This is a genomic window from Saccharothrix sp. HUAS TT1 (genome assembly GCF_040744945.1).
GTDB lineage: Bacteria > Actinomycetota > Actinomycetes > Mycobacteriales > Pseudonocardiaceae > Actinosynnema.
Window position 1 is genome coordinate 549,162 of sequence record NZ_CP160453.1, and the last position, 19,068, is coordinate 568,229.

General features: G+C 71.7%; 21 protein-coding genes and 1 pseudogene. 6 read left to right on the forward strand and 16 right to left on the reverse strand.

The annotated features are described in order from the left end of the window. Nucleotides 1–138 precede the first annotated feature (138 nt). From AB0F89_RS02665 to AB0F89_RS02710, 10 genes and pseudogenes are all read right to left on the reverse strand, one after another. On the reverse strand, nt 139–1,320 hold the full coding sequence (locus AB0F89_RS02665; RefSeq protein ID WP_367132184.1) for an ABC transporter ATP-binding protein: 1,182 nt from the start codon (nt 1,318–1,320) through the stop codon (nt 139–141). A gap of 4 nt (nt 1,321–1,324) precedes the next feature. Next, entirely contained in the window at nt 1,325–2,170 is an 846-nt protein-coding gene (locus AB0F89_RS02670) for a carbohydrate ABC transporter permease (RefSeq protein WP_367132186.1), read from the reverse strand. Continuing rightward, nucleotides 2,170–3,078 (reverse strand): carbohydrate ABC transporter permease, encoded by a 909-nt coding sequence (locus tag AB0F89_RS02675; protein WP_367138664.1) that lies wholly within the window; start codon nt 3,076–3,078, stop codon nt 2,170–2,172. Before AB0F89_RS02675 ends, AB0F89_RS02670 begins: the two co-directional genes overlap by 1 nt. Nucleotides 3,079–3,137: 59 nt before the next feature. Next, nucleotides 3,138–4,394: an ABC transporter substrate-binding protein gene (locus tag AB0F89_RS02680; protein ID WP_367132188.1), complete on the reverse strand. Its 1,257-nt coding sequence runs from the start codon at nt 4,392–4,394 to the stop codon at nt 3,138–3,140. Nucleotides 4,395–4,566: 172 nt separating this feature from the next. Next, on the reverse strand, nt 4,567–5,103 hold the full coding sequence (locus tag AB0F89_RS02685; RefSeq protein ID WP_367138666.1) for a general stress protein: 537 nt from the start codon (nt 5,101–5,103) through the stop codon (nt 4,567–4,569). A gap of 107 nt (nt 5,104–5,210) precedes the next feature. Further along, nucleotides 5,211–6,407: an acyl-CoA dehydrogenase family protein gene (locus tag AB0F89_RS02690; RefSeq protein ID WP_367132190.1), complete on the reverse strand. Its 1,197-nt coding sequence runs from the start codon at nt 6,405–6,407 to the stop codon at nt 5,211–5,213. A 150-nt stretch (nt 6,408–6,557) separates the two neighbouring features. Next, nucleotides 6,558–6,905, reverse strand: coding sequence for a DUF4276 family protein (locus AB0F89_RS02695; RefSeq protein WP_367132192.1), 348 nt, complete (start codon nt 6,903–6,905; stop codon nt 6,558–6,560). Between the two features lie 113 nt (nt 6,906–7,018). Continuing rightward, nucleotides 7,019–7,261: pseudogene (locus AB0F89_RS02700) on the reverse strand (hypothetical protein); the annotation flags it as partial. Further along, the gene (locus tag AB0F89_RS02705; protein ID WP_367132194.1) at nt 7,216–8,283 is read right to left on the reverse strand and encodes an AAA family ATPase; all 1,068 of its coding nucleotides are present in this window, start codon (nt 8,281–8,283) and stop codon (nt 7,216–7,218) included. The pseudogene AB0F89_RS02700 and the gene AB0F89_RS02705, both read right to left, overlap by 46 nt. Before the next feature lie 50 nt (nt 8,284–8,333). After that, a complete protein-coding gene (locus AB0F89_RS02710) occupies nt 8,334–9,293 on the reverse strand; it encodes a CoA ester lyase (RefSeq protein ID WP_367132196.1) in 960 nt (319 codons plus the stop codon). A 113-nt stretch (nt 9,294–9,406) separates the two neighbouring features. Between AB0F89_RS02710 and AB0F89_RS02715 the strand changes: the two genes are divergently transcribed. Genes AB0F89_RS02715 through AB0F89_RS02730 form a run of 4 tightly spaced genes read left to right on the forward strand, consistent with a single transcriptional unit; the run spans nt 9,407 to nt 12,454 of the window. Further along, nucleotides 9,407–9,742, forward strand: a complete 336-nt coding sequence (locus AB0F89_RS02715; RefSeq protein ID WP_367132198.1) for a hypothetical protein — start codon at nt 9,407–9,409, stop codon at nt 9,740–9,742. Beyond that, nucleotides 9,739–10,596 carry an aminoglycoside phosphotransferase family protein gene (locus AB0F89_RS02720; protein ID WP_367132200.1) on the forward strand — a complete coding sequence of 286 codons (858 nt, stop codon included), beginning with the start codon at nt 9,739–9,741 and terminating at the stop codon, nt 10,594–10,596. The genes AB0F89_RS02715 and AB0F89_RS02720 overlap by 4 nt, the downstream gene beginning before the upstream one ends. Nucleotides 10,597–10,653: 57 nt before the next feature. Next, on the forward strand, nt 10,654–11,907 hold the full coding sequence (locus AB0F89_RS02725) for a CBS domain-containing protein (RefSeq protein WP_367132202.1): 1,254 nt from the start codon (nt 10,654–10,656) through the stop codon (nt 11,905–11,907). Next, a complete protein-coding gene (locus AB0F89_RS02730; RefSeq protein WP_367132204.1) occupies nt 11,900–12,454 on the forward strand; it encodes a DUF1003 domain-containing protein in 555 nt (184 codons plus the stop codon). The genes AB0F89_RS02725 and AB0F89_RS02730 overlap by 8 nt, the downstream gene beginning before the upstream one ends. Before the next feature lie 6 nt (nt 12,455–12,460). On the opposite strand, the gene AB0F89_RS02735 is transcribed toward AB0F89_RS02730, so the two are convergent. After that, the gene (locus AB0F89_RS02735; RefSeq protein ID WP_367138668.1) at nt 12,461–12,880 is read right to left on the reverse strand and encodes a MarR family winged helix-turn-helix transcriptional regulator; all 420 of its coding nucleotides are present in this window, start codon (nt 12,878–12,880) and stop codon (nt 12,461–12,463) included. A gap of 174 nt (nt 12,881–13,054) precedes the next feature. Here AB0F89_RS02735 and AB0F89_RS02740 point away from each other — a divergent pair, with 174 nt between their 5' ends. Then, complete coding sequence (locus tag AB0F89_RS02740; protein WP_367132206.1) at nt 13,055–14,188, forward strand: P-loop NTPase; 1,134 nt, start codon at nt 13,055–13,057, stop codon at nt 14,186–14,188. Nucleotides 14,189–14,206: 18 nt separating this feature from the next. On the opposite strand, the gene AB0F89_RS02745 is transcribed toward AB0F89_RS02740, so the two are convergent. From AB0F89_RS02745 to sigE, 5 genes are all read right to left on the reverse strand, one after another. After that, a complete protein-coding gene (locus AB0F89_RS02745) occupies nt 14,207–14,839 on the reverse strand; it encodes a hypothetical protein (protein WP_367132208.1) in 633 nt (210 codons plus the stop codon). A gap of 108 nt (nt 14,840–14,947) precedes the next feature. Next, on the reverse strand, nt 14,948–15,328 hold the full coding sequence (locus AB0F89_RS02750) for a sec-independent translocase (protein ID WP_367132210.1): 381 nt from the start codon (nt 15,326–15,328) through the stop codon (nt 14,948–14,950). A gap of 49 nt (nt 15,329–15,377) precedes the next feature. Further along, nucleotides 15,378–16,904: a trypsin-like peptidase domain-containing protein gene (locus AB0F89_RS02755; RefSeq protein WP_367132212.1), complete on the reverse strand. Its 1,527-nt coding sequence runs from the start codon at nt 16,902–16,904 to the stop codon at nt 15,378–15,380. A gap of 81 nt (nt 16,905–16,985) precedes the next feature. Next, on the reverse strand, nt 16,986–17,594 hold the full coding sequence (locus AB0F89_RS02760; RefSeq protein WP_367132214.1) for an anti-sigma factor: 609 nt from the start codon (nt 17,592–17,594) through the stop codon (nt 16,986–16,988). Continuing rightward, nucleotides 17,591–18,166 (reverse strand): RNA polymerase sigma factor SigE, encoded by a 576-nt coding sequence (gene sigE / locus AB0F89_RS02765; protein WP_367132216.1) that lies wholly within the window; start codon nt 18,164–18,166, stop codon nt 17,591–17,593. Before sigE ends, AB0F89_RS02760 begins: the two co-directional genes overlap by 4 nt. A gap of 259 nt (nt 18,167–18,425) precedes the next feature. Here sigE and AB0F89_RS02770 point away from each other — a divergent pair, with 259 nt between their 5' ends. Next, nucleotides 18,426–19,052 carry an O-methyltransferase gene (locus AB0F89_RS02770; RefSeq protein WP_367132218.1) on the forward strand — a complete coding sequence of 209 codons (627 nt, stop codon included), beginning with the start codon at nt 18,426–18,428 and terminating at the stop codon, nt 19,050–19,052. Nucleotides 19,053–19,068: the final 16 nt, after the last annotated feature.

Genomic DNA, 19,068 nt, shown 5'->3' on the forward strand with positions numbered 1-19,068 from the left:
CTGAATGGACTACGGAGTTCGTCCTAGCCGATGGTCTCGGCTGGTCAGCGACGTCCGTCACCTCTGTGAAAACCCCGCTGAACACGCAGGGGCCGTCCCCGGTCGCACCGGGAACGGCCCCTGTTCGCGCGCTCGGGCTCAGCCGCTGTAGGTGAGGTTGCGACCGTTCTTCGGGTCGAACAGCTGCACCTTGTCCGCGTCGAACCAGATCTCGGCCGGCTCGCCCTCGGTCGCGCCGGACGTGGCGGAGATCCGGGCGACCAGCGACACGCCGCCGCCGGGCACGTCGGCCGAGCCCGTGTCGGCCGCCAGCTCGGCCAGCTCCGCCGACGTCGCCTGCTCGCCCTGGAGGCTGAAGTAGGCGAACTTGTCCGAGCCCATCGACTCCAGCACGTCCACGTGGTCGGTGAACGTGACGCCCCTCGACCGGACGGCGTCGTCCACCAGCCGGGCGTCCTCGAAGTGCTCGGGCCGCAGGCCGACGATCACCTCGCGGGGCGCGTCGGCGCTCTCCACCAGCCCGCGCACCCGGTCGGTGAGCGGCACGTCGCCCAGCGGCGAGCGCAGCACCCCGTTCTCCAGCGCGGCCGGCACGAAGTTCATCGCGGGCGAGCCGATGAACCCCGCGACGAACAGGTTGGCCGGGTTGTCGTAGAGGAACTGCGGCGCGCCGACCTGCTGCACCGCGCCGCCGCGCATCACCACGACCCGGTCGCCGAGGGTCATCGCCTCGGTCTGGTCGTGCGTGACGTACACGGTGGTCGTGCCCAGCTGCTTCTGCAGCCGCGACACCGAGGTGCGCATCTGCACGCGCAGCTTGGCGTCGAGGTTGGACAGCGGCTCGTCCATCAGGAACGCCTTGGGGCTGCGCACGATCGCCCGCCCCATCGCGACCCGCTGCCGCTGCCCGCCGGACAGGTTCGACGGCTTGCGGTCCAGGTGCTGGGTCAGGTCCAGGATCTCGGCGGCGTCCCGGACCTTCTTCTCCACCGTGGCGTCGTCCACCTTGGCCAGCCGCAGCGGGAAGGCCATGTTCTCCTTCACCGTCATGTGCGGGTACAGCGCGTAGGACTGGAACACCATCGCGATGTCGCGGTCCTTGGGCGCCCGCTCGTTGACCCGCTCGCCGCCGATGCGCAGCTCGCCGGACGTGATGTCCTCCAGGCCCGCGATCATGTTGAGGGTGGTGGACTTCCCGCAGCCGGACGGGCCGACCAGGATGATGAACTCGCCGTCGGCGATCTCGATGTCCACGTCCCGCACGGCCACCGCGCCGTCGGGGTACTGCTTGGTCACGCTGTCCAGAACGATCTCGGCCATTGCTTCACCCCTTGACGGCGCCGGAGGTCAACCCGGCGACGATCCGACGCTGGAAGAACAACACGAACAGGATGATCGGGATGGTGATCACCACCGCGGCGGCGGCGATCGTCCCGGTCGGGTCCTCGAACTGCGAGCTGCCGGTGAAGAACGACAGCGCGACCGGCACCGTGCGGGAGCTCTCGGTGGAGGTCAGCGAGATCGCGAACAGGAAGTCGTTCCAGCAGAAGATGAACACCAGGATGGCCGTGGTGAACACGCCGGGCGCGGCCAGCGGCGCGATGACCCGCCGGAACGCCTGGCCCGGCGTCGCGCCGTCCATCTTCGCCGCCTTCTCCAGCTCCCACGGGATCTCGCGGAAGAACGCCGACAGCGTGTAGATCGCCAGCGGCAGCGCGAACGTGATGTAGGGCAGGATCAGGCCGGGCCACGTGTCGAACAGGCCCAGCGTCCGCTCGATCTCGAACAGCGGCGAGACCAGCGAGATCTGCGGGAACATCGCGATCAGCAGCGACACCCCGACCAGCAGCCGCTTGCCGGGGAAGTCCAGCCGGGCGATGGCGTAGGCGGCCATCGTGCCGAACACCACCGCGACGGCCGTGGCGATCAGCGCGATGCCGATCGAGTTGACCAGCGCGCGGACGAACTCGGTGGTGGAGAAGATCGCCTTGTAGTTGTCGAACGTCCACTGGCGCGGGATGAAGTTGCCGTCGGCCAGCGTCTCCTTGGTCTTGAACGACAGCGACACGATCCACAGCACGGGGATCAGCGCGTACGCCACGACCAGGACGTTGAGGACGGTCCAGCGCGCCTTGCGGCCGGTGGTCACGGCCCCGCCGATGCCCGCCATCAGCGCCTCCCCCCGCCGTCGCTGCCGGGGGCAGCGGTGCCGAACAGCTTGACGAACACGAACGCGATGATCGCCACCGCGATGAAGATCAGCACCGACATGGTGGAGCCGATGCCGAGGTTGAGGCCCTTGATCAGGTTGTTGTAGGTCAGCATCGACACCGACGCGGTGCCCTGCGAGCCCGCGGTGAGCACGAACAGGTTGTCGAAGATGCGGAACGCGTCGAGGGTGCGGAACAGCAGCGCCACCAGGATCGCGGGCTTCATCACCGGCACCATCACCTTGGTGAACCGCTGCCACGCGCTCGCGCCGTCCATCGCGGCGGCCTTGAGCAGGTCGTCCGGCACCAGCGCCAGGCCCGCCATCAGCAGCAGGGCCATGAACGGCGTGGTCTTCCAGATCTCGGCCAGCGTCACCACCATGATCGCCGGGATCTTCTCGGTGAGCACCGGCTCGCCGCCCGCGAAGGTCTCGGCGAGGTAACCGGTGCCCGGCGTCCACGCGTAGCGCCAGGAGAACGCGGCCACGACCGTGACGATGCCGTACGGGATCAGCGACGACGTGCGCACGATGCCCCGGCCGACCAGCGTCCGGTGCATGATCAGCGCCAGCGCCATGCCGAGCACCAGCTCGATCACCACGGAGACGACGGTGATCAGCACCGTCACCCACATGGCGTTCCACCAGTACGGGTTGGACAGCACCGTGACGTAGTTGTCCAGGCCGACGAACTCGGTGCGGTCCGGGAACTTCAGGTCGTAGCGCTGCAGGGACAGCCACACCGAGTACAGGATCGGCCAGCCCGCGACCGCGGCCATGATGATGATCGCGGGCGCGCAGAGCAGCAGGCCCAGCCTGCGCTCGGCCTTCTTGCCCTCGCTCAGCGCGGCCTTCGCCTTCGGCGACAGCGCCGGGCCGGCCGCCGCCTCCGCCTGGACCTCGGCGCCGGTGGCGCTCAACGGCTGGCTCACGGCAGCACCCCCTTCGAGTCGAGGGCGTCCTGCAGCTCCGAGCGCAGCCGTTCGGCCGTGCTCCGCGGGTCGATGGACGCCGGCGGCGACAGGATCGTGGAGATGACGGTGGAGACGTTCTGGTACGCCGGGGTCACCGGGCGCGAGCTCGCGTTCTTCAGCGTCTCCAGGATCGCTTCCTTCATCGGGTACGGCTTGGCCATCTCCGGGTCCTCGTAGACGGACTCGATGGTGGGCGGCACGCCGTCGTTGATCGCGGCGAACTTCTGGTTCTCCGCGTTGCGCAGGCACATCACCGCGTCGAACGACTCGTCGGGGTGCCGGGTGTAGGAGCTGACCGCGTAGTTGATGCCACCGACGGTGACCTCGGCGGAGCCACCCTCGATCGCCGGGTACGGCGCCCACTTGAAGTTCTTCGCGAACTCGGGCTTCGCCTGCGCCGCGGCGTAGACGTAGGGCCAGTTCAGCTCGAACGCGGCCTTGCCGCCCTCCATGGCCAGGCGCGCGTCGTCCTCGGCGGCGTTGGAGAAGGACGGGTCCACCACGTCGGAGGTGGCGAACTTCTTCAGCACCTCCAGCGCCTTCACCGCGCCGTCGTCCACGACGGCCTTGGTGCCGGACTCGTCGATGATCTGCCCGCCCGCGGAGTTGACCAGGGTGTTGTAGAGGACGACCAGGCCCTCGTACTGCTTGCCCTGGGCGGCCACCAGGCCGGGGGTCTCGTCGTTGCCGTCCGCCTCCAGCCGGGAGCCCATCTCGATCATCTCGTCCCAGGTCTTCGGCGGCGTCGGCACCAGGTCGGCGCGGTACCACAGGAGCTGGACGTTGGTGTTGTCCGGAGCGCCGTACAGCTTGCCCTCGTAGCGGGCGGTCTCCAGCGGCGTCTCCAGCGTGCCGTCCTCGACCTCGGCCTTGGCCTCGCCGGTGAACTCCTTGATCCAGCCCGCCTTGGCCAGTTCGGACGTCCACGTGACGTCGAGCGCCAGCACGTCCATCCCGGCGTCCTCGGCGGCCAGCCTGCGGACCATCTGCTCGCGCTGGCCGTCCGCCTCGCGAGGCAGCTTGTGGTAGACGATCTCGTAGCCGTCGGCAGCCGCGTTGCAGTTGTCGACGATCTTCTGGAAGTTCTGTTGCGGGTACTTGTAGACGTTGATGGTGATCCCGCCGTCACCTGAACCACAGCCCGCCAGCACGGACGTCGCGATCAGCGCGGCGCCCCCTGCGGCGGCCAACCGATGACCCTTGCCCCTCATCGGTCCTGCCTCCTTCCTGACAACGGAGGAGCCAGACCGCAGTGCCCGGCACCTCGTCGTGCCCCACCGGCCGACCCTGCCGACCGGGTGGGACGAACCTAGGCCCGATGATCAGGTGCCGCAACCACCGAAGCACGGAACGGCGTTACCCGAAGGTGCGGGAGCGGAAACCTCAATCTTTGCCGGGATCGGCGGGGCGCATCGCCAGCTTGGCCAGCAGGTCGCGACCGCGTTCGGCGGAACGGGGCTGGCAGAGCACGTCGTAGCGGCCGGCGACGAGCTGGCTGGCGCTCTGGAAGTCGCGCTTGCCGCGCGCCGAGCCGTACCCGACGGCCGCGAAGATCAGTCCGAACGCGATGCCGACCACCAGACCGGCGACGATCGGCCCGAGGCTGGTGCCGGGACTGGTGTTGAACAGGCTGAGCAGGACGCCGACGAAGAGCCCGAACCAAGCGCCCGAAGCCGCGCCGGTGCCGAGCACGCGGCCCCAGGTGAGCTTGCCGGTGACCCGTTCGACGAGCATCAGGTCCACGCCGACGATCGTGACCTCCTGGACCGGGAAGTCACCGTCGGCCAGGTGGTCGACCGCGCGCTGCGCCTCCTCGTACGTGCCGTACGAGCCGATGGGCCAGCCGGTGGGCGGGGTGGGCAGGCGGGGAGGCCCCCCGGGTCGGTTCTGGTTGGAGAAGGAACCCGTCACGGTGACCACCCCTATCGCGGTGCTGATCACCCCATCCTGCCAACACCGGGCGACCGACGCGAAACGGACCGCCGGGAAACTGACTCGAACGTGACCTGGGCCGGGGGGCGCGCCGGTCAGCCGCGGGAGCGGTAGTCGCGCAGCAGGCCCCGGCTGATGATCGTCTTCTGGATCTCGCTGGTGCCCTCGCCGATCAGCAGGAACGGCGCCTCGCGCATCAGGCGCTCGATCTCGTACTCCTTGGAGTAGCCGTAGCCGCCGTGGATGCGGAACGCCTCCTGCGTCACCTCGGCGCAGTACTCGGACGCGATGAGCTTGGCCATGCCCGCCTCGACGTCGTTGCGCGCGCCGGAGTCCTTCAGCCGGGCCGCGTTGACCATCATCAGGTGGGCGGCCTCGACCTTGGTCGCCATCTCGGCCAGCTTGAACGCGATGGCCTGGTGCTCCGCGATCGGCTTGCCGAACGCCTTGCGCTGCTGCGCGTACTCGATGGCCAGCTCGAAGGACCGCAGCGCGATGCCGCACGCCCGCGCCGCGACGTTCACCCGGCCGACCTCGACGCCGTCCATCATCTGCCGGAAGCCCTGGCCGGTCCGCCCGCCCAGCACCTGCTCGGCGGGCAGCCGGTAGCCGTCGAACACCATCTCGGTGGTGTCGACGCCCTTGTAGCCCATCTTGTCGATCTTGCCGGGGATGGTGAGGCCGGGCGCGACCTCGCCGTAGCCCTCGGGCTTCTCGACCAGGAGCGCGGTCAGGTTCTGGTGCGCCTTCTCGGCGCCCTCGTCGGTCTTCACCAGCACGGCGGTGAGGTTGGACGTGCCGCCGTTGGTCAGCCACATCTTCTGGCCATCGACCACGAAGTCGTCGCCCTCGCGCACGGCCCTGGTGCGGATCGCCGCCACGTCGGAGCCCAGTTCCGGCTCGGACATCGAGAACGAGCCGCGCACCTCGCCGGCGGCCATCCGCGGCAGGTACTTGCGCTGCTGCTCGGGCGTGCCGTGCTGCTTGAGCATGTGCGCCACGATGAAGTGGGTGTTGATCACCCCGGACACCGACATCCAGCCGCGGGCGATCTGCTCGACCACCAGCGCGTAGGTCAGCAGCGACTCGCCGAGCCCGCCGAACTCCTCCGGGATGGTGAGCCCGAACAGGCCCATCTCCTTCATGCCCTCGACGATGTCGGCCGGGTAGGTGTCGCCGTGCTCCAGCGCCTGGGCGTGCGGGATGATCTCCTTGTCCACGAAGGTGCGGACCGTCGACAGGATCTCCTCCTGGACGTCGGTCAGTCCAGCGGTCCGGGCCAGGCGCGCCATCGCGTTTCCCTTCGTAGCTCACGGGTTACCGGCGAGTATGGCCCGGTTAACGCCCGTTCGCGCCACGAGAGTGCTCCTCGCCACGCGCTGAACCGGTCAGGACGCCCGCAGCTCCAGCGCGCCGCCGGCTCCCGGCGGCGCACCGGCCGATCAGCCTTCGAAGGTCCGGAGCCAGGCGTCGAGGTGCGGGCACACCGCCCGGAGGCGCACGAGCCCCAGGGCCTGGATCGCGAGCGGACCGTCGAGGGTCTTGACGTACCCGGGGCAGTAGGCGAGCAGCCGCTTCGACGGCGCGGTGGCGGGTCCGTCGTTCACCGACTCGGGACCGCCCGCGGCGCGGACGTCGCCGCGGAGCCGGTCCGCCAGTTCGGGGCCGAGGAACTGCCCCAGCTCGTCAGCGGCGGCGAATACCCACGCCTCCAGCTCGTGGACCACCAGGTTCGGCCGGAACCGCCGGTCGCCGACCTCCTCGGCCAGGCGGCGCTCGACGTGCGCCACCCGCTGGTGGACGTCACCGGCGGCCGGTCGACCATGCCGGGGCAGTCCGAGGGGAACGCGTAGTAGTCGAACAGGGTCGTGAGCACGTCCAGGCTCGTGTCCTGCAACAGGAGCCCGACGTCCCGCTGGACCTGGGCCCAGCCGGTGACGCCACCCTTGTGCGACGGTCCCGCCGCCGGCCTCTTGGTCTTCACCAGCGAAAGGCTGGTGACCCACCCGAGCTCTTCGAGGTGCGGGCGGATGACGGAGTCGGCCACCACCTCTTCGGTCTGCCCCTCGACCAGCAGGTGGACTCGCCGGATGGCACCGGTCACGTCCGCCCGCCCGGCCTGCCCCCGATCAGGTTCTTCTCCCACAGCTCACCCAGCGAGTACTCCTCGAGCCACCGACCGAGCCGTTCGCGGTCGGGTCGGGTGAACGTCGAGCCGCCGTCGACGCGCTCCACCACGATCAGGTCATCGAGGTCGAACTGGTTCACCAGGGTGACCGACTGGGTCGCGACGAGCACCTGGCCGCGCGCGGACGCCTGTCGCAGCAGGCCGGCCAACTGGACCACGGCGTGGGGGTGCAACCCGAGTTCCGGTTCGTCCAGGACGACCAAGGCGGGCAGCTCGGGGTGCAGCAGCAGGGTCGCGAGGCAGGTGAACCGCAGGGTGCCGTCGGACATCTGGTCGGCGGAGAACACCGCGTCCGACCCGTTCTGCCGCCACCTGAGCCGGAGCCGGTCGTTCTTCTCGGGACGCAGGACGAAGTCGCGGAAGAACGGCGCGACCTGCCGGGTGACGCCGACGATCCGCCGGTAGGCCGCTTGGTCGGCCCGGTCGTCGCTGTCCGAGAGCGCCAGCAGGACGGCCGCGAGGTTGCCGGCGTCGTTGCGCAGCGACAGGTTGTCGGCGGTGGGCACCAGTTGCTTGACCGGCGCGTTCTGGCTCGTGCCGTGGAAGTGGTAGACCCGACAACCGCGCAGCAGGCCGACCATCTCGTCCCCTCGCGGGAGGACGCCGGGGGCGCCGGGCAGGATCGCCTCGCGCTCCCCCCGCGAGAACTCGAACGGCCTGGACGTTGCCGGGGTCAGCACCTCGCGCTCGGTGATCAGCCGGTCCTCGCTCGCCGGGACCAGCTCGATCTCGTACTCGCCGGGAGCCGCCTCGATCGCGATGCGGAGTCGATCCCCACCCGCGTTGAGCAGCGCCGAGGCCCCGCCGTTCAGGCCGACGAAGTAGCCCAGGTCCGACTCGACCAGCCGTCCCAGCAACTCGAAGACCCGGGTGAAGTTGCTCTTGCCCGCGCCGTTCGCGCCGATCAGCACGTTCAGCCGACCGAGTTCCACGCGCGCCGAGCGGATCGAGGTGTAACCCTCCACCTCGATCGACGTCAACTACCGGCCGGTCACTCGATCACACTACCGACCGGGAGCGCTCGCGAAGCTCACTCCTCCGGCGGGGACCACACGTTCGTGCGGGACAGGCCGGCGGCGCGGCCCTTGGACGAGATCACCAGGGCCATCTTGCGCGACGCCTCGTCGATCATCTCGTCGCCGAGCATCACCGCGCCGCGCTTGCCGCCCGCCTCGGAGGTGAAGTGGTCGTACGCGTCGAGGATGTTCTCCGCGTGGTCGTAGTCCTCCTGCTTCGGGCTGAACACCTCGTTCGCCGCGTCGATCTGGCCGGGGTGCAGCACCCACTTGCCGTCGAAGCCCAGGGCGGCCGACCGGCCGGCGACGCGCTTGAACCCCTCGACGTCCCGGATCTGCAGGTACGGCCCGTCGATGGCCTGCTTGTCGTGCGCGCGGGCCGCCATCAGGATCTGCATCAGGATGTAGTGGTACGCGTCGCCGACGTCGTAGCCGGGCGGCTGCTCGCCGACGACCAGCGACTTCATGTTGATCGACGCCATGAAGTCGGCCGGGCCGAAGATGATCGTCTCCACCCGCGGCGAGGCGGTGGCGATCGCGTTGACGTTGATCAGGCCCAGGGCGTTCTCGATCTGCGCCTCGATGCCGATGCGGCCGACCTCGTAGCCCATGGTCTTCTCGATCTGGGTGAGCAGCAGGTCCAGCGCGTGCACCTGCTCCGCGGTCTGCACCTTCGGCAGCATGACGCAGTCCAGGTTCGCACCCGCCCCCTCGACGACCTCGGTGACGTCGCGGTAGGTCCACTCGGTCGTCCAGTCGTTGACCCGGACCACCCGCGTCCGCGAACCCCAGTCGCCCTCGTTCAACGAGGCCACGATGGTCTTGCGCGCGCCCGGCTTGGCCAGCGGCGCGCACGCGTCCTCCAGGTCGAGGAACACCTGGTCCGCGGGCAGCGTGCGAGCCTTGTCGATCATCTTCTGGCTCGATCCGGGCACGGCCAGGCACGAGCGACGGGGGCGCTGCTGGTCGACCACTGGGGTACCTCCTCGTACCGGCCGGTAACTACTGACGTGCGAAGGGTGGCACGCACGGGTGCCGCCCGCTATTTCGTGAGTCCCGATTCACAGGTCCGTGGCAGGCTGAACCGGTGGAGATCGAGCAGGTGCTGGACAACGCGTTGCGCAAGGCCGCCGCGATCTGGGTGGCTCCCGCCGGCCACGGGCCGCGGCTGGTGTGGGCGCTGTGGCGCGACGGCGCGGTGCTGGTGGCGGTCGGCGGCGCGGAGCAACCGGTGCCCGGCCTGGCCGACGGCGTCGCCTGCACGGTCACCGTCCGCTCGCCCACCACCCACTCGCACCTGCTCGACGCGCCCGCGACGGCCCGGCTGGTCGAACCGGACGACGCCGTGGCGGCGGCCCTGCGGGCGGCCCGGCTCAACGGCGGGTCGGAGTGGGAATCGGTCTACCGCCTGGAGTTCGCGTGATCACCGTCCCGGCCGGCTTCGGCTCGATCCTGGGCGACGAGGCGCTGCCGTGGCGGGCCACCCTGCCGTCGCTGGCCACGCACTTCTGCGCCCGGTGGCGCCTCACCCCGGACGGCGACCCGCTGCACGGCAACATCGCCGTCGTCCTGCCGGTGCGCCGCGCCGACGGCCACCCGGCCGCGCTCAAGCTGACCTGGCTGGACGTGGAGACCCGGCAGGAGCCCCTGGCCCTGCGGGCGTGGCGCGGGCAGGGCGTGGTGGAGCTGCTGGAGCACGACGACCAGCGGGGCGCGCTGCTGCTGGAACGCCTCGACCACACCCGGTCGCTGGAGGACGCGCCGATCGAGGAGGCGCTGGCTGTCGCCGGCGGGCTGCTGCGCCGGCTGCGCGTCCCGGCGGACCCGGAGTTCCGCCGGCACGAGGCGTCCGACCTGGTCGCGCGCAACGCCGCGCTGGGCGACCCGCTGCCCGCCGCGCTGCTCGGGCACGCCGACGAGCTGGGCCGCGACCTCGCGTCGAGCGCCGGGCACACCCTGGTCAACCAGGACCTGCACTACGGGAACGTGCTGCGCGGCGACCGCGAGCCGTGGCTGCTGATCGACCCGAAACCGCTGTCCGGCGACCCCGAGTTCGGCGTGATCCCGTTGCTGTGGAACAGGTTCGACGAGCTGGACGGCGCGCGCGGGCTGCGCGACCGGTTCGCCGCGCTGTGCGACGTCGGCGAGCTGGACGCCGAACGGGCCCGCGCCTGGACGTTCTGCCGCGCGGTCGACAACTGGCTGTGGTGCCTGGAGGAGGAGCTGGACCGGATGGCCGTGTCGGTCGAGGCCATCGCCGACGCCCTGCGGCCGTGAGCACCCCGTCCACTGTGGAGCGCAGCGGCGGCCCGGCCGGCGGACTAACCTGATCACGTGGTCGCCGCCAACCGGGTCTTCGCCGCTCAGCTCGCGGGCCTGCCCGTGTTCGGACCGGACGGCGAGTCCATCGGCAAGGTCCGTGACCTGGTCATCGGCCTGCGGGTGGACCGCCAACCGCCGCGCGTCCTCGGCCTGGTGCTGGAACTGGCCACCCGGCGGCGCATCTTCGTGCCGATGCTGCGGGTCACCTCGATCGAGCCGAACGCCGTGGGCCTCGCCACCGGCTCGGTCAACCTGCGCCAGTTCCACCAGCGCAGCAACGAGGTGCTGGTCGTCGGCGAACTGCTCGACGCCCGCGTCACGCTCGGCTCGGGCGCGCAGGCCGTGCTGGTCGACGCCGCGATGGAGCCCAGCCGCACCCGCGACTGGCGGATGACGCGGGTCGCGGTGCGGGAGCGCACCGGCCGGCTGGCCCGGCGCGGCCCGGTGCAGGTGCTGCGCTGGGAGGAGCTGACCGGGCTGTCGGTGACCGAGCTGGCGGGCCAGCCGCAGGGCGCGCAGCACCTGGTCGCGGTGTTCGAGACGATGCGCGCCGCCGACGTGGCGCTGGCCCTGCACAGCCTGCCGTTCAAGCGCCGCTACGAGGTGGCCGAGGCGCTGGACGACGAACGGCTCGCCGACGTCATCGAGGAGATGGCCGAGGAGGACCAGAAGGACCTGCTGGCGCACCTGGACGACGAGCGCGCCGCGGACGTCCTGGAGGCCATGAACCCCGACGACGCCGCCGACCTGCTGGCCGAGCTGCCCCAGGTGGAGCAGGACCGGCTGCTCGGGTTGATGGAGCCGGAGGAGTCCGCGCCGGTGCGGCGGCTGCTGGAGTACAGCTACGACACCGCGGGCGGCCTGATGACGCCGGAGCCGGTGGTGCTCGCCCCGGACTCGACGGTGGCCGAGGCGCTGGCGCACGTGCGCAACCCCGACCTGACGCCCGCACTGGCCAGCATGGTGTTCGTCTGCCGACCGCCGACGGCCACGCCCACCGGCCGCTACCTGGGCTGCGTGCACATCCAGCGGCTGCTGCGGGAACCGCCGTCCGGCCTGGTCGCGGGCGTGCTGGACACGGACCTGGCGACGTTGTCGCCGACCGCGTCGCTCGGCGACGTGACCCGCTACTTCGCCACCTACAACCTGGTGTGCGGGCCGGTGGTGGACGAGAGCGACCACCTGCTCGGCGCGGTCACCGTGGACGACGTGCTGGACCACCTGCTGCCCGCCAACTGGCGCGAGACGGGGCTGTCCCATGCCTGAGCTGCTGCCGCGCCGACGGCTCGACCAGCCGCGCACCGAGGGCCGGTTCCGGCTGTCGCTCGACCCGGACACGTTCGGCCGGTTCTCCGAGCGGCTGGCCCGGTTCCTGGGCACCGGCAAGTTCCTGTTCTGGCAGACGCTGACCGTGATCGCGTGGATCACCACCAACCTGGTCGCGGTGTCGCTGCGCTGGGACCCGTACCCGTTCATCCTGCTCAACCTGGCCTTCTCCACCCAGGCCGCGTACGCCGCGCCGCTGATCCTGCTCGCGCAGAACCGGCAGGACGACCGCGACCGGGTGTCGCTGGAGGAGGACCGGGCGCGGGCCGCGCAGACCAAGGCCGACACCGAGTACCTGGCGCGCGAGCTGGCGGCGCTGCGGCTCGCCGTCGGCGAGGTGGTGACCCGCGACTACCTGCGCAGCGAGCTGGAGCGGGTGTTCCGCGAGCGCAAGCGCCCCAACAAGGAGGCCAAGGGCGCCAAGGACGCCGTCAAGGACACCAGGGACGCCAAGGACGCCGTCAAGGACGACGTGCCGTCACCGTGAGCCCGCTCAGGGCTCATCGGCGCCCAGCCGGTCGCACGTGCGGCCGAACGCCTCCAGCTCGGCGTGCCCGAACGCCTCGGCGAAGTGCCGCACCACGCCCGCGAGGTGCGTGCCCGACGCGACGCGCAGCCGTTCCAGGCCCTGCGACGTGAGGACCGCCACCACGCCGCGGCCGTCGCCGTCGGCGCGTTCCCGCAGCACGAGGCCCGCGCGCTCCAGCCGGTCCACGAGCCTGGTGACGCCGGAGCGGGACAGCAGCACCGCGTCGGCCAGCTCCGTCATCCGGAGTCGGTGCTGCGGCGCCTCGGCCAGCTGCACCAGGACGTCGTAGGCCGCGAGCGACAGGCGTTGCTCGCCGATCAGTTCGGCTTCCAGGACCCGGGTGAGCCTCGCGTGCGCCCGGAGGAAGGATCGCCACACCCCCAGCTCGGTACGGGTGGGCAACCGGGCAGATCCGGTTTCCGGCACGGATACCGATGTTACGGAAAGCACGCGACCGGGTGCGCGCTGCCCCCGGATCGGGGGTGACCAACCGGTAGCTTGGAGGTGCACGGCCCGCCGTAGCATGGCGGTCCCACCACCTCTCCCGAAGGCGTTCCCGTGACTCTTCCCTCCGTTGACGACGTGCAGAAGGCGTTGGCCGGTGTGCAGGACCCGGAGATCCGGCGTCCCATCACCGACCTGGGCATGGTCAAGGGCGTCGTGGTCGGTGACGACGGGGTGGTCGACGTGGCGGTGTACCTCACCGTGGCCGGCTGCCCGCTGCGCGACAAGATCACCGCCGACGTGACGGCCGCGGTGTCGGCGCTGGGCGGCGTGACCGGCGTCCGGGTCGAGCTGGACGTGATGAGCGACGCCCAGCGCACCGACCTGCGCAAGTCGCTGCGCGGCGGCGTCGAGGAGCCGGTGATCCCGTTCGCCCAGCCCGGCTCGCTGACCAGGGTGTACTGCGTGGCGTCCGGCAAGGGCGGGGTCGGCAAGTCGTCGGTGACGGTGAACCTGGCCGTCGCGATGGCCGCGCGCGGCCTGTCGGTCGGCGTCGTGGACGCCGACATCTACGGCCACTCCATCCCGCGCATGCTGGGCACGGAGGCCAGGCCGACCCAGGTGGAGAAGATGATCATGCCGCCGCAGTCGCACGGCGTGAAGCTCATCTCGATCGGCATGTTCACGCCGGGCAACACCCCGGTGGTGTGGCGCGGGCCCATGCTGCACCGGGCGTTGCAGCAGTTCCTGGCCGACGTGTTCTGGGGCGACCTGGACGTGCTGCTGCTGGACCTGCCGCCGGGCACCGGCGACATCGCCATCTCGGTCGCGCAGCTGGTGCCGAACGCCGAGATCCTGGTCGTGACGACCCCGCAGCAGGCGGCGGCCGAGGTGGCCGAGCGGGCCGGTTCGATCGCGCTGCAGACCCGCCAGCGCATCGCCGGCGTCATCGAGAACATGTCGTGGCTGGAGCTGCCGGACGGCACCCGGATGGACGTGTTCGGCTCGGGCGGCGGCCAGGCCGTCGCCGACTCCCTGACCCAGGCCGTCGGCGCCGACGTGCCGCTGCTGGGCCAGGTCCCCCTCGACCCGCGGCTGCGCGAGCAGGGCGACGCGGGCACCCCGATCGTCCTGACCCACCCGGACTCGGTGGCGGGGCAGTCGCTGACGGCCGTGGCCGGCAAGCTCTCCACCCGCTCCCGCGGCCTGGCCGGCCGCCTGCTGAGCGTCTCCCCCGCCGGCCGCTGACGGCGGGGCGCCGGAGCCCTACTCGCTGCGGAGCGTGATGTGCTCGTCGGCTTCGCCGGCGGCGATCGCCGCGCCGTAGATCGCCAGGCCGTTGGGCAGCGCCGCGCTCTCCTCGACGGCGAACTCGACGGTGTTCTGGCCGCGTCGGAGCACCGAGGCGTCGAACCACCACCGGTAGCGCGTGCCGCGCCCGTCGTCGGGCGCCACGCTCCGGACCGGCAGCCGCACGCCGTTCACGATCACCGTGACGTCCGTGTGCCGGTTCTCGGGGTCGTGGTAGCCGTGGGTGTCGGCGGACAGGCGGGCCCCCAGCTCGACCCGCTCGCCGGCGAACTCGCCGAGGGTCACCCGGTACACGAAGCGACCGACGGCGTTGCCGTAGGCGTGGGCGTGGGTCACCCCGTAGTCGGAGTGCAGCCCGCTGTCGGCCTCGTAGATGGGCCCGTGGTTGTGCCACCACGAGGCCGTGACGTCGTAGGACGACGGCGGGACGCGCACGTCGAGCCGGTCGGTGGACGACCCGGTCGACTGCGACGCGGCGGGCTGCCGCGGGAGCGTCCAGGCCAGCACCGCGACCACCAGCGCCAGCACGCCCACCAGGAAGGCCCCCACACCCGCGAGCGCCCCGGTCCTGGTCCAGGGTCCCTCCATGCGCCACCTCCGCGCTCAACGTGGCCGGGCGGCGGCTCCCGCACAACGACCGGCCGCGACGTTCACCCCAACGGGGGCGCGGCGGGACGGGTCGGGCGGCGGGACGGGTCAGGTGGCGTCGGGGTCGTACGGCGGGCGCTCGCCCTGCTGCAGGGGGCGGTCCCGGCTGACCGCGTCGCGGGCCGGCGGGACCGCCGGGTGGCCGTTCGGCTTCTCCGCCGGGTCGTCGTCCCACAGGTGCTTCGTGATCGCGCGCTTCGGGTCGAAGTTGCGCAGCTCCCGCAGGTCCTCCAGCGGCTTGCGCAGCTGCTCGAACTCCGGGCCCATCTCCTGCTTCAGCTGGTCCCGCGCGCCGGTCGCGTACTCGCGGACCTGGCGGATGGTCTTGCCGACCCAGGCCGCCGCCGAGGGCAGTCGTTCCGGACCGAGGATGAACAGCCCCGCCACCACGATGACGAGGATTTCAAGCCACCCGATGCTGTCGAACACCCGCGTGCCCCACCTTCCGCGCCCCGGCCCCTGACCGCCAGCCTAGCCGTCAGTCGGACCTCAAAGTCACCTGCACGGTCAGCTCGCGGCCCTGCCTGGCCAGCACGACCGGCACCGTCTCGCCGATTTCACGGTCCCTCACCGCGACCGTCAGCTCGGCGGCGTTGCGCACCACCCGGTCACCGACCCGGGTGATCACGTCACCCTCCTCGATGCCCGCCGCGTCGGCCGCGCCGCCGTCGGGGACGTTCTGCACCTGCGCGCCCTCCGCCGTCTCCGCCGACGCCGACCGCACGTTGATGTTCATGTCCGCGTGCTTGACCTGGCCGTCGCGGATCAGCGCCTGCGACACCTTGCGCGCGTAGTTGCCGGAGATGGCGAACCCGAGCCCGACCGAGCCGCCCGTCTCGGTGCGGATCGACGAGTTGATGCCGACCAGCGCGCCGGACGAGTCGACCAGCGCGCCGCCCGAGTTGCCCGGGTTGATGGCCGCGTCGGTCTGGATCGCGTCGTAGGTGACCTGCGGCCCGCCGTTCTCGCCCGCCGCCGTCACCGGCCGGTGCAGGGCGCTGACGATGCCCTCCGTCACGGTGTTCGACAGCGACAGCGGCGAGCCGATGGCCAGCACCGTGTCGCCGACGGCCAGCTCGTCGGAGTTCCCGAACTGCAGCACGGTCGGGTTGTCCACCGCGACCTTGATCACCGCGAGGTCGGTCTTGGAGTCCCGGCCGACGACCTCCGCCGCGGCGCGCTTGCCGTCGGTGAAGACCACGGTCAGCTTCGCCGACGTGTCCTGCACCGCCGGGGCGACCACGTGGTCGTTGGTCAGCACGTACCCCTCGCCGTCGATGACCACGCCGGAGCCGACGCCCGCCACGTTCGCGCCCTTGAACTCGATCGACACGACGCTGGGCGTGACCCGGCCCGCGATCTCGGCGACGGAGCCGACGGGGCGCTCCTTCGCCGCCTTGACCTCGGCGAGCGTGACGCCGCCGTCGGTGAGCGGGTTGCCGGCCCGGCCGAGCAGCCAGCCGACCACGCCGCCGCCCGCGCCGACCACGAGCGCCGCCACCATCAGCAGCACCAGGCCCATCGGCTTGACGCGCCGGCCGAACAGCAGCTCCGGGACGCTGAGCTGGGGACCCGGCCGCGGCGCGGGCTCCGGGTCGGCCTCGGGCTGCTCGGTGACGGCGGGCGGGCCGATGACGGCCGACGCGCCCGGGTCGCGCCACGCGTCGCCCGCGGGCCTGCCCTCCCAGAAGACGGGCTCCACCTCCGGCTCGCCGTTCGCGTCGACCGGCGGGCGCTGGAGTTTGGTCCCGGCGTCGCCCCGCGGCCGGCCGAACGCCGTCGTCAACGCCTCCGGCGGCGGTGGGGCGTACCGGACGGAGCCGTTGCCGTCGAGATCGGGCCGGTCGGCGGAGAACGCGCCCGCCACGCCCCGCGGCCGGCCGAACACGGCCTGCTGGCCGGGGTCGACGGGCGGGCGGTTCAGCGGACGGGGTGCGAGCCTGCGGTGCGCCCCGTCGTCAACACCCGACCTGGGGGTCCCGTTGCCCTGCTCTGGCTCGCTCATCGCTCCCCGCACGTCGTCACACCATGGTCGTCGCGGGGCAATCGTGCCCGGCCACCGGTGAAGTTGCCGTCAGCGGGCCGGTCAGCGACCCAGGCGGGTGTCGGACACGGGCTGGAGCACGTCCATCCGGTCGTGCGGCGCGTCGGTCAGCGACGGCGCGACGGCGGGCGTGGGCTGCGGGGTGTTGCCCTGCGCGGGGCGCGGCGCGGGGTCGTCGCCGCCGGGCGCGACGAGGGCGAGGGCGCCGAGCATGAGGCCGGAGACGACGACGCCGGCGCCCTGCCTGGCCCGCTTACCGCCGAAGCGGCTTGCGCCGCCGGTGCCGAAAGGGCGGCTGGACCCCAGCACGGGACCGCTGCCGAACGCGGCCCGGTCGGGTCGCTGCACGGTGACGAGCTGGCCGTCCTCGGTGACCGCGAGGCCGTCCGGCGCGCTGGGCAGCTCGACCTCCTGCGGGATCGCGCCGAGCCTGGCCAGCAGGCTCGCGGGCGCGCAGGGCGCGTCGGCGGCGCGCACGGCGGAGCGCGCCTGCTGCTGCGAGTACGCCTCGGCCGCGCAGAACGGGCAGCGCGCGAGGTGCGCGGACGCCCGGCCGTGCGCCGACGCGGACAGCTCGCCGTCGACGAAGGCGACGACCGCGTCGGGCAGCAGGTGCTGCTCGGGCAGTTGCCAACCTCGCAGGTCGGTCATGCAGAGTCCTCCTGGGCGAGACCCCGACGGCGTTCCAGTGCGACCCTCAGGGCCTGGCGGCCCCGGTGGATCCTGCTCCTCACGGTACCCAGTTTGACGCCGAGGGTGGCGCCGATCTCCTCGTAGGAGAGACCCTCCACGTCGCAGAGCACCACGGCGGCGCGGAACTCGGGCGGCAGCTCGTCCAGCGCGGCCTGCAGCTCCGGGTCCAGGTGCGTGTCGTCGTAGACCTCTTCGGGGGTCGGGTCGTCGCCGGGGATGCGGTCGGTCTCCTCGGGCAGGGCCTCCATCCGCACGCGCGAGCGGCGGCGGGCCATGTCGAGGAACAGGTTGGTGGTGATGCGGTGCAGCCAGCCCTCGAAGGTGCCGGGCTTGTAGGACGCGAGGGAGCGGAACACCCGGATGAAGGTCTCCTGGGTCAGGTCCTCGGCGTCGTGCTGGTTGCCGGTCAAGCGGTAGGCCAGCCGGTACACCCGGTCGGCGTGCTCGCGCACGACTTCGTCCCACGTGGGCGGGATCCACTCCACGTCGTCGATGGGCGCCGTCAGTGCGGCGGTCGGCTGCTTTGGCATCGGGCGGTTAAGCACCTCCAGTGGGCTGGCTGCCCTGCTGCACGGGTCAACGCCCGGGTCTCCCCACGTGTTCCCGTTGATCAAGCTCGTCAAGCGTTGAGACCAGAGTGACGTCCTCCCTTATAACCATCGTGAGAGGCGGCTGAGAGCACGCTGAGAATCCGGGATTCGGCGGGTTGCGCCCCGGGGCGCGGTCGGTCGCGCTCCGGATGCGGCGGGATTCGCCCGAACCGCCGTCGGCGGCGTTAGCCTTCGTGCTGTGGATGCGCCGACGCGCGAGTACGTGGAGCGCTACCTGCCCGAGGACGCGGTGATCAAGGCCGCCCGGGCTCGTGGCGCCGAGTTGGGGTGCGTGCCGATCGGGTCCGGCGGCGGGGCGGCGCTGCGGTTCCTCGCCGCGGCGCTGCAGGCCAGGGCCGTGGTGGAGATCGGCACCGGCGCCGGGGTCGGCGCGCTGTACCTGCTCGGCGGGATGCCCGCGGCGGGGGTGCTGACCTCGATCGACGTGGAGCCGGAGCACCAGCGGGCGGCGCGGGTGGCGTTCGCCGAGGCGGGGATCGCGGTGTCGCGGACCAGGCTCATCATGGGCCGGGCGCTGGAGGTGCTGCCCCGGTTGACCGACGGCGCGTACGACCTGGTGTTCGTGGACGCGGCGAAGTCCGAGTACCCGCGGTACCTGGCGGAGGGCGTGCGGCTGCTGCGCCCCGGCGGGGTGATCGCGTTCGACAACGTGCTGTGGCACGGGCGGGTGGTCGACCCGTCCCACCGGGACCCGGACACGACCGCGATGCGGGACGTGGCCCGGGCGGTGCGGGAGGACGACCGCCTGGTGCCGGTGATCCTGCCGCTGGGCGACGGCCTGCTGGTGGCCGCCAAGGCGGGCTGAGGGGTCGGGGACCGAG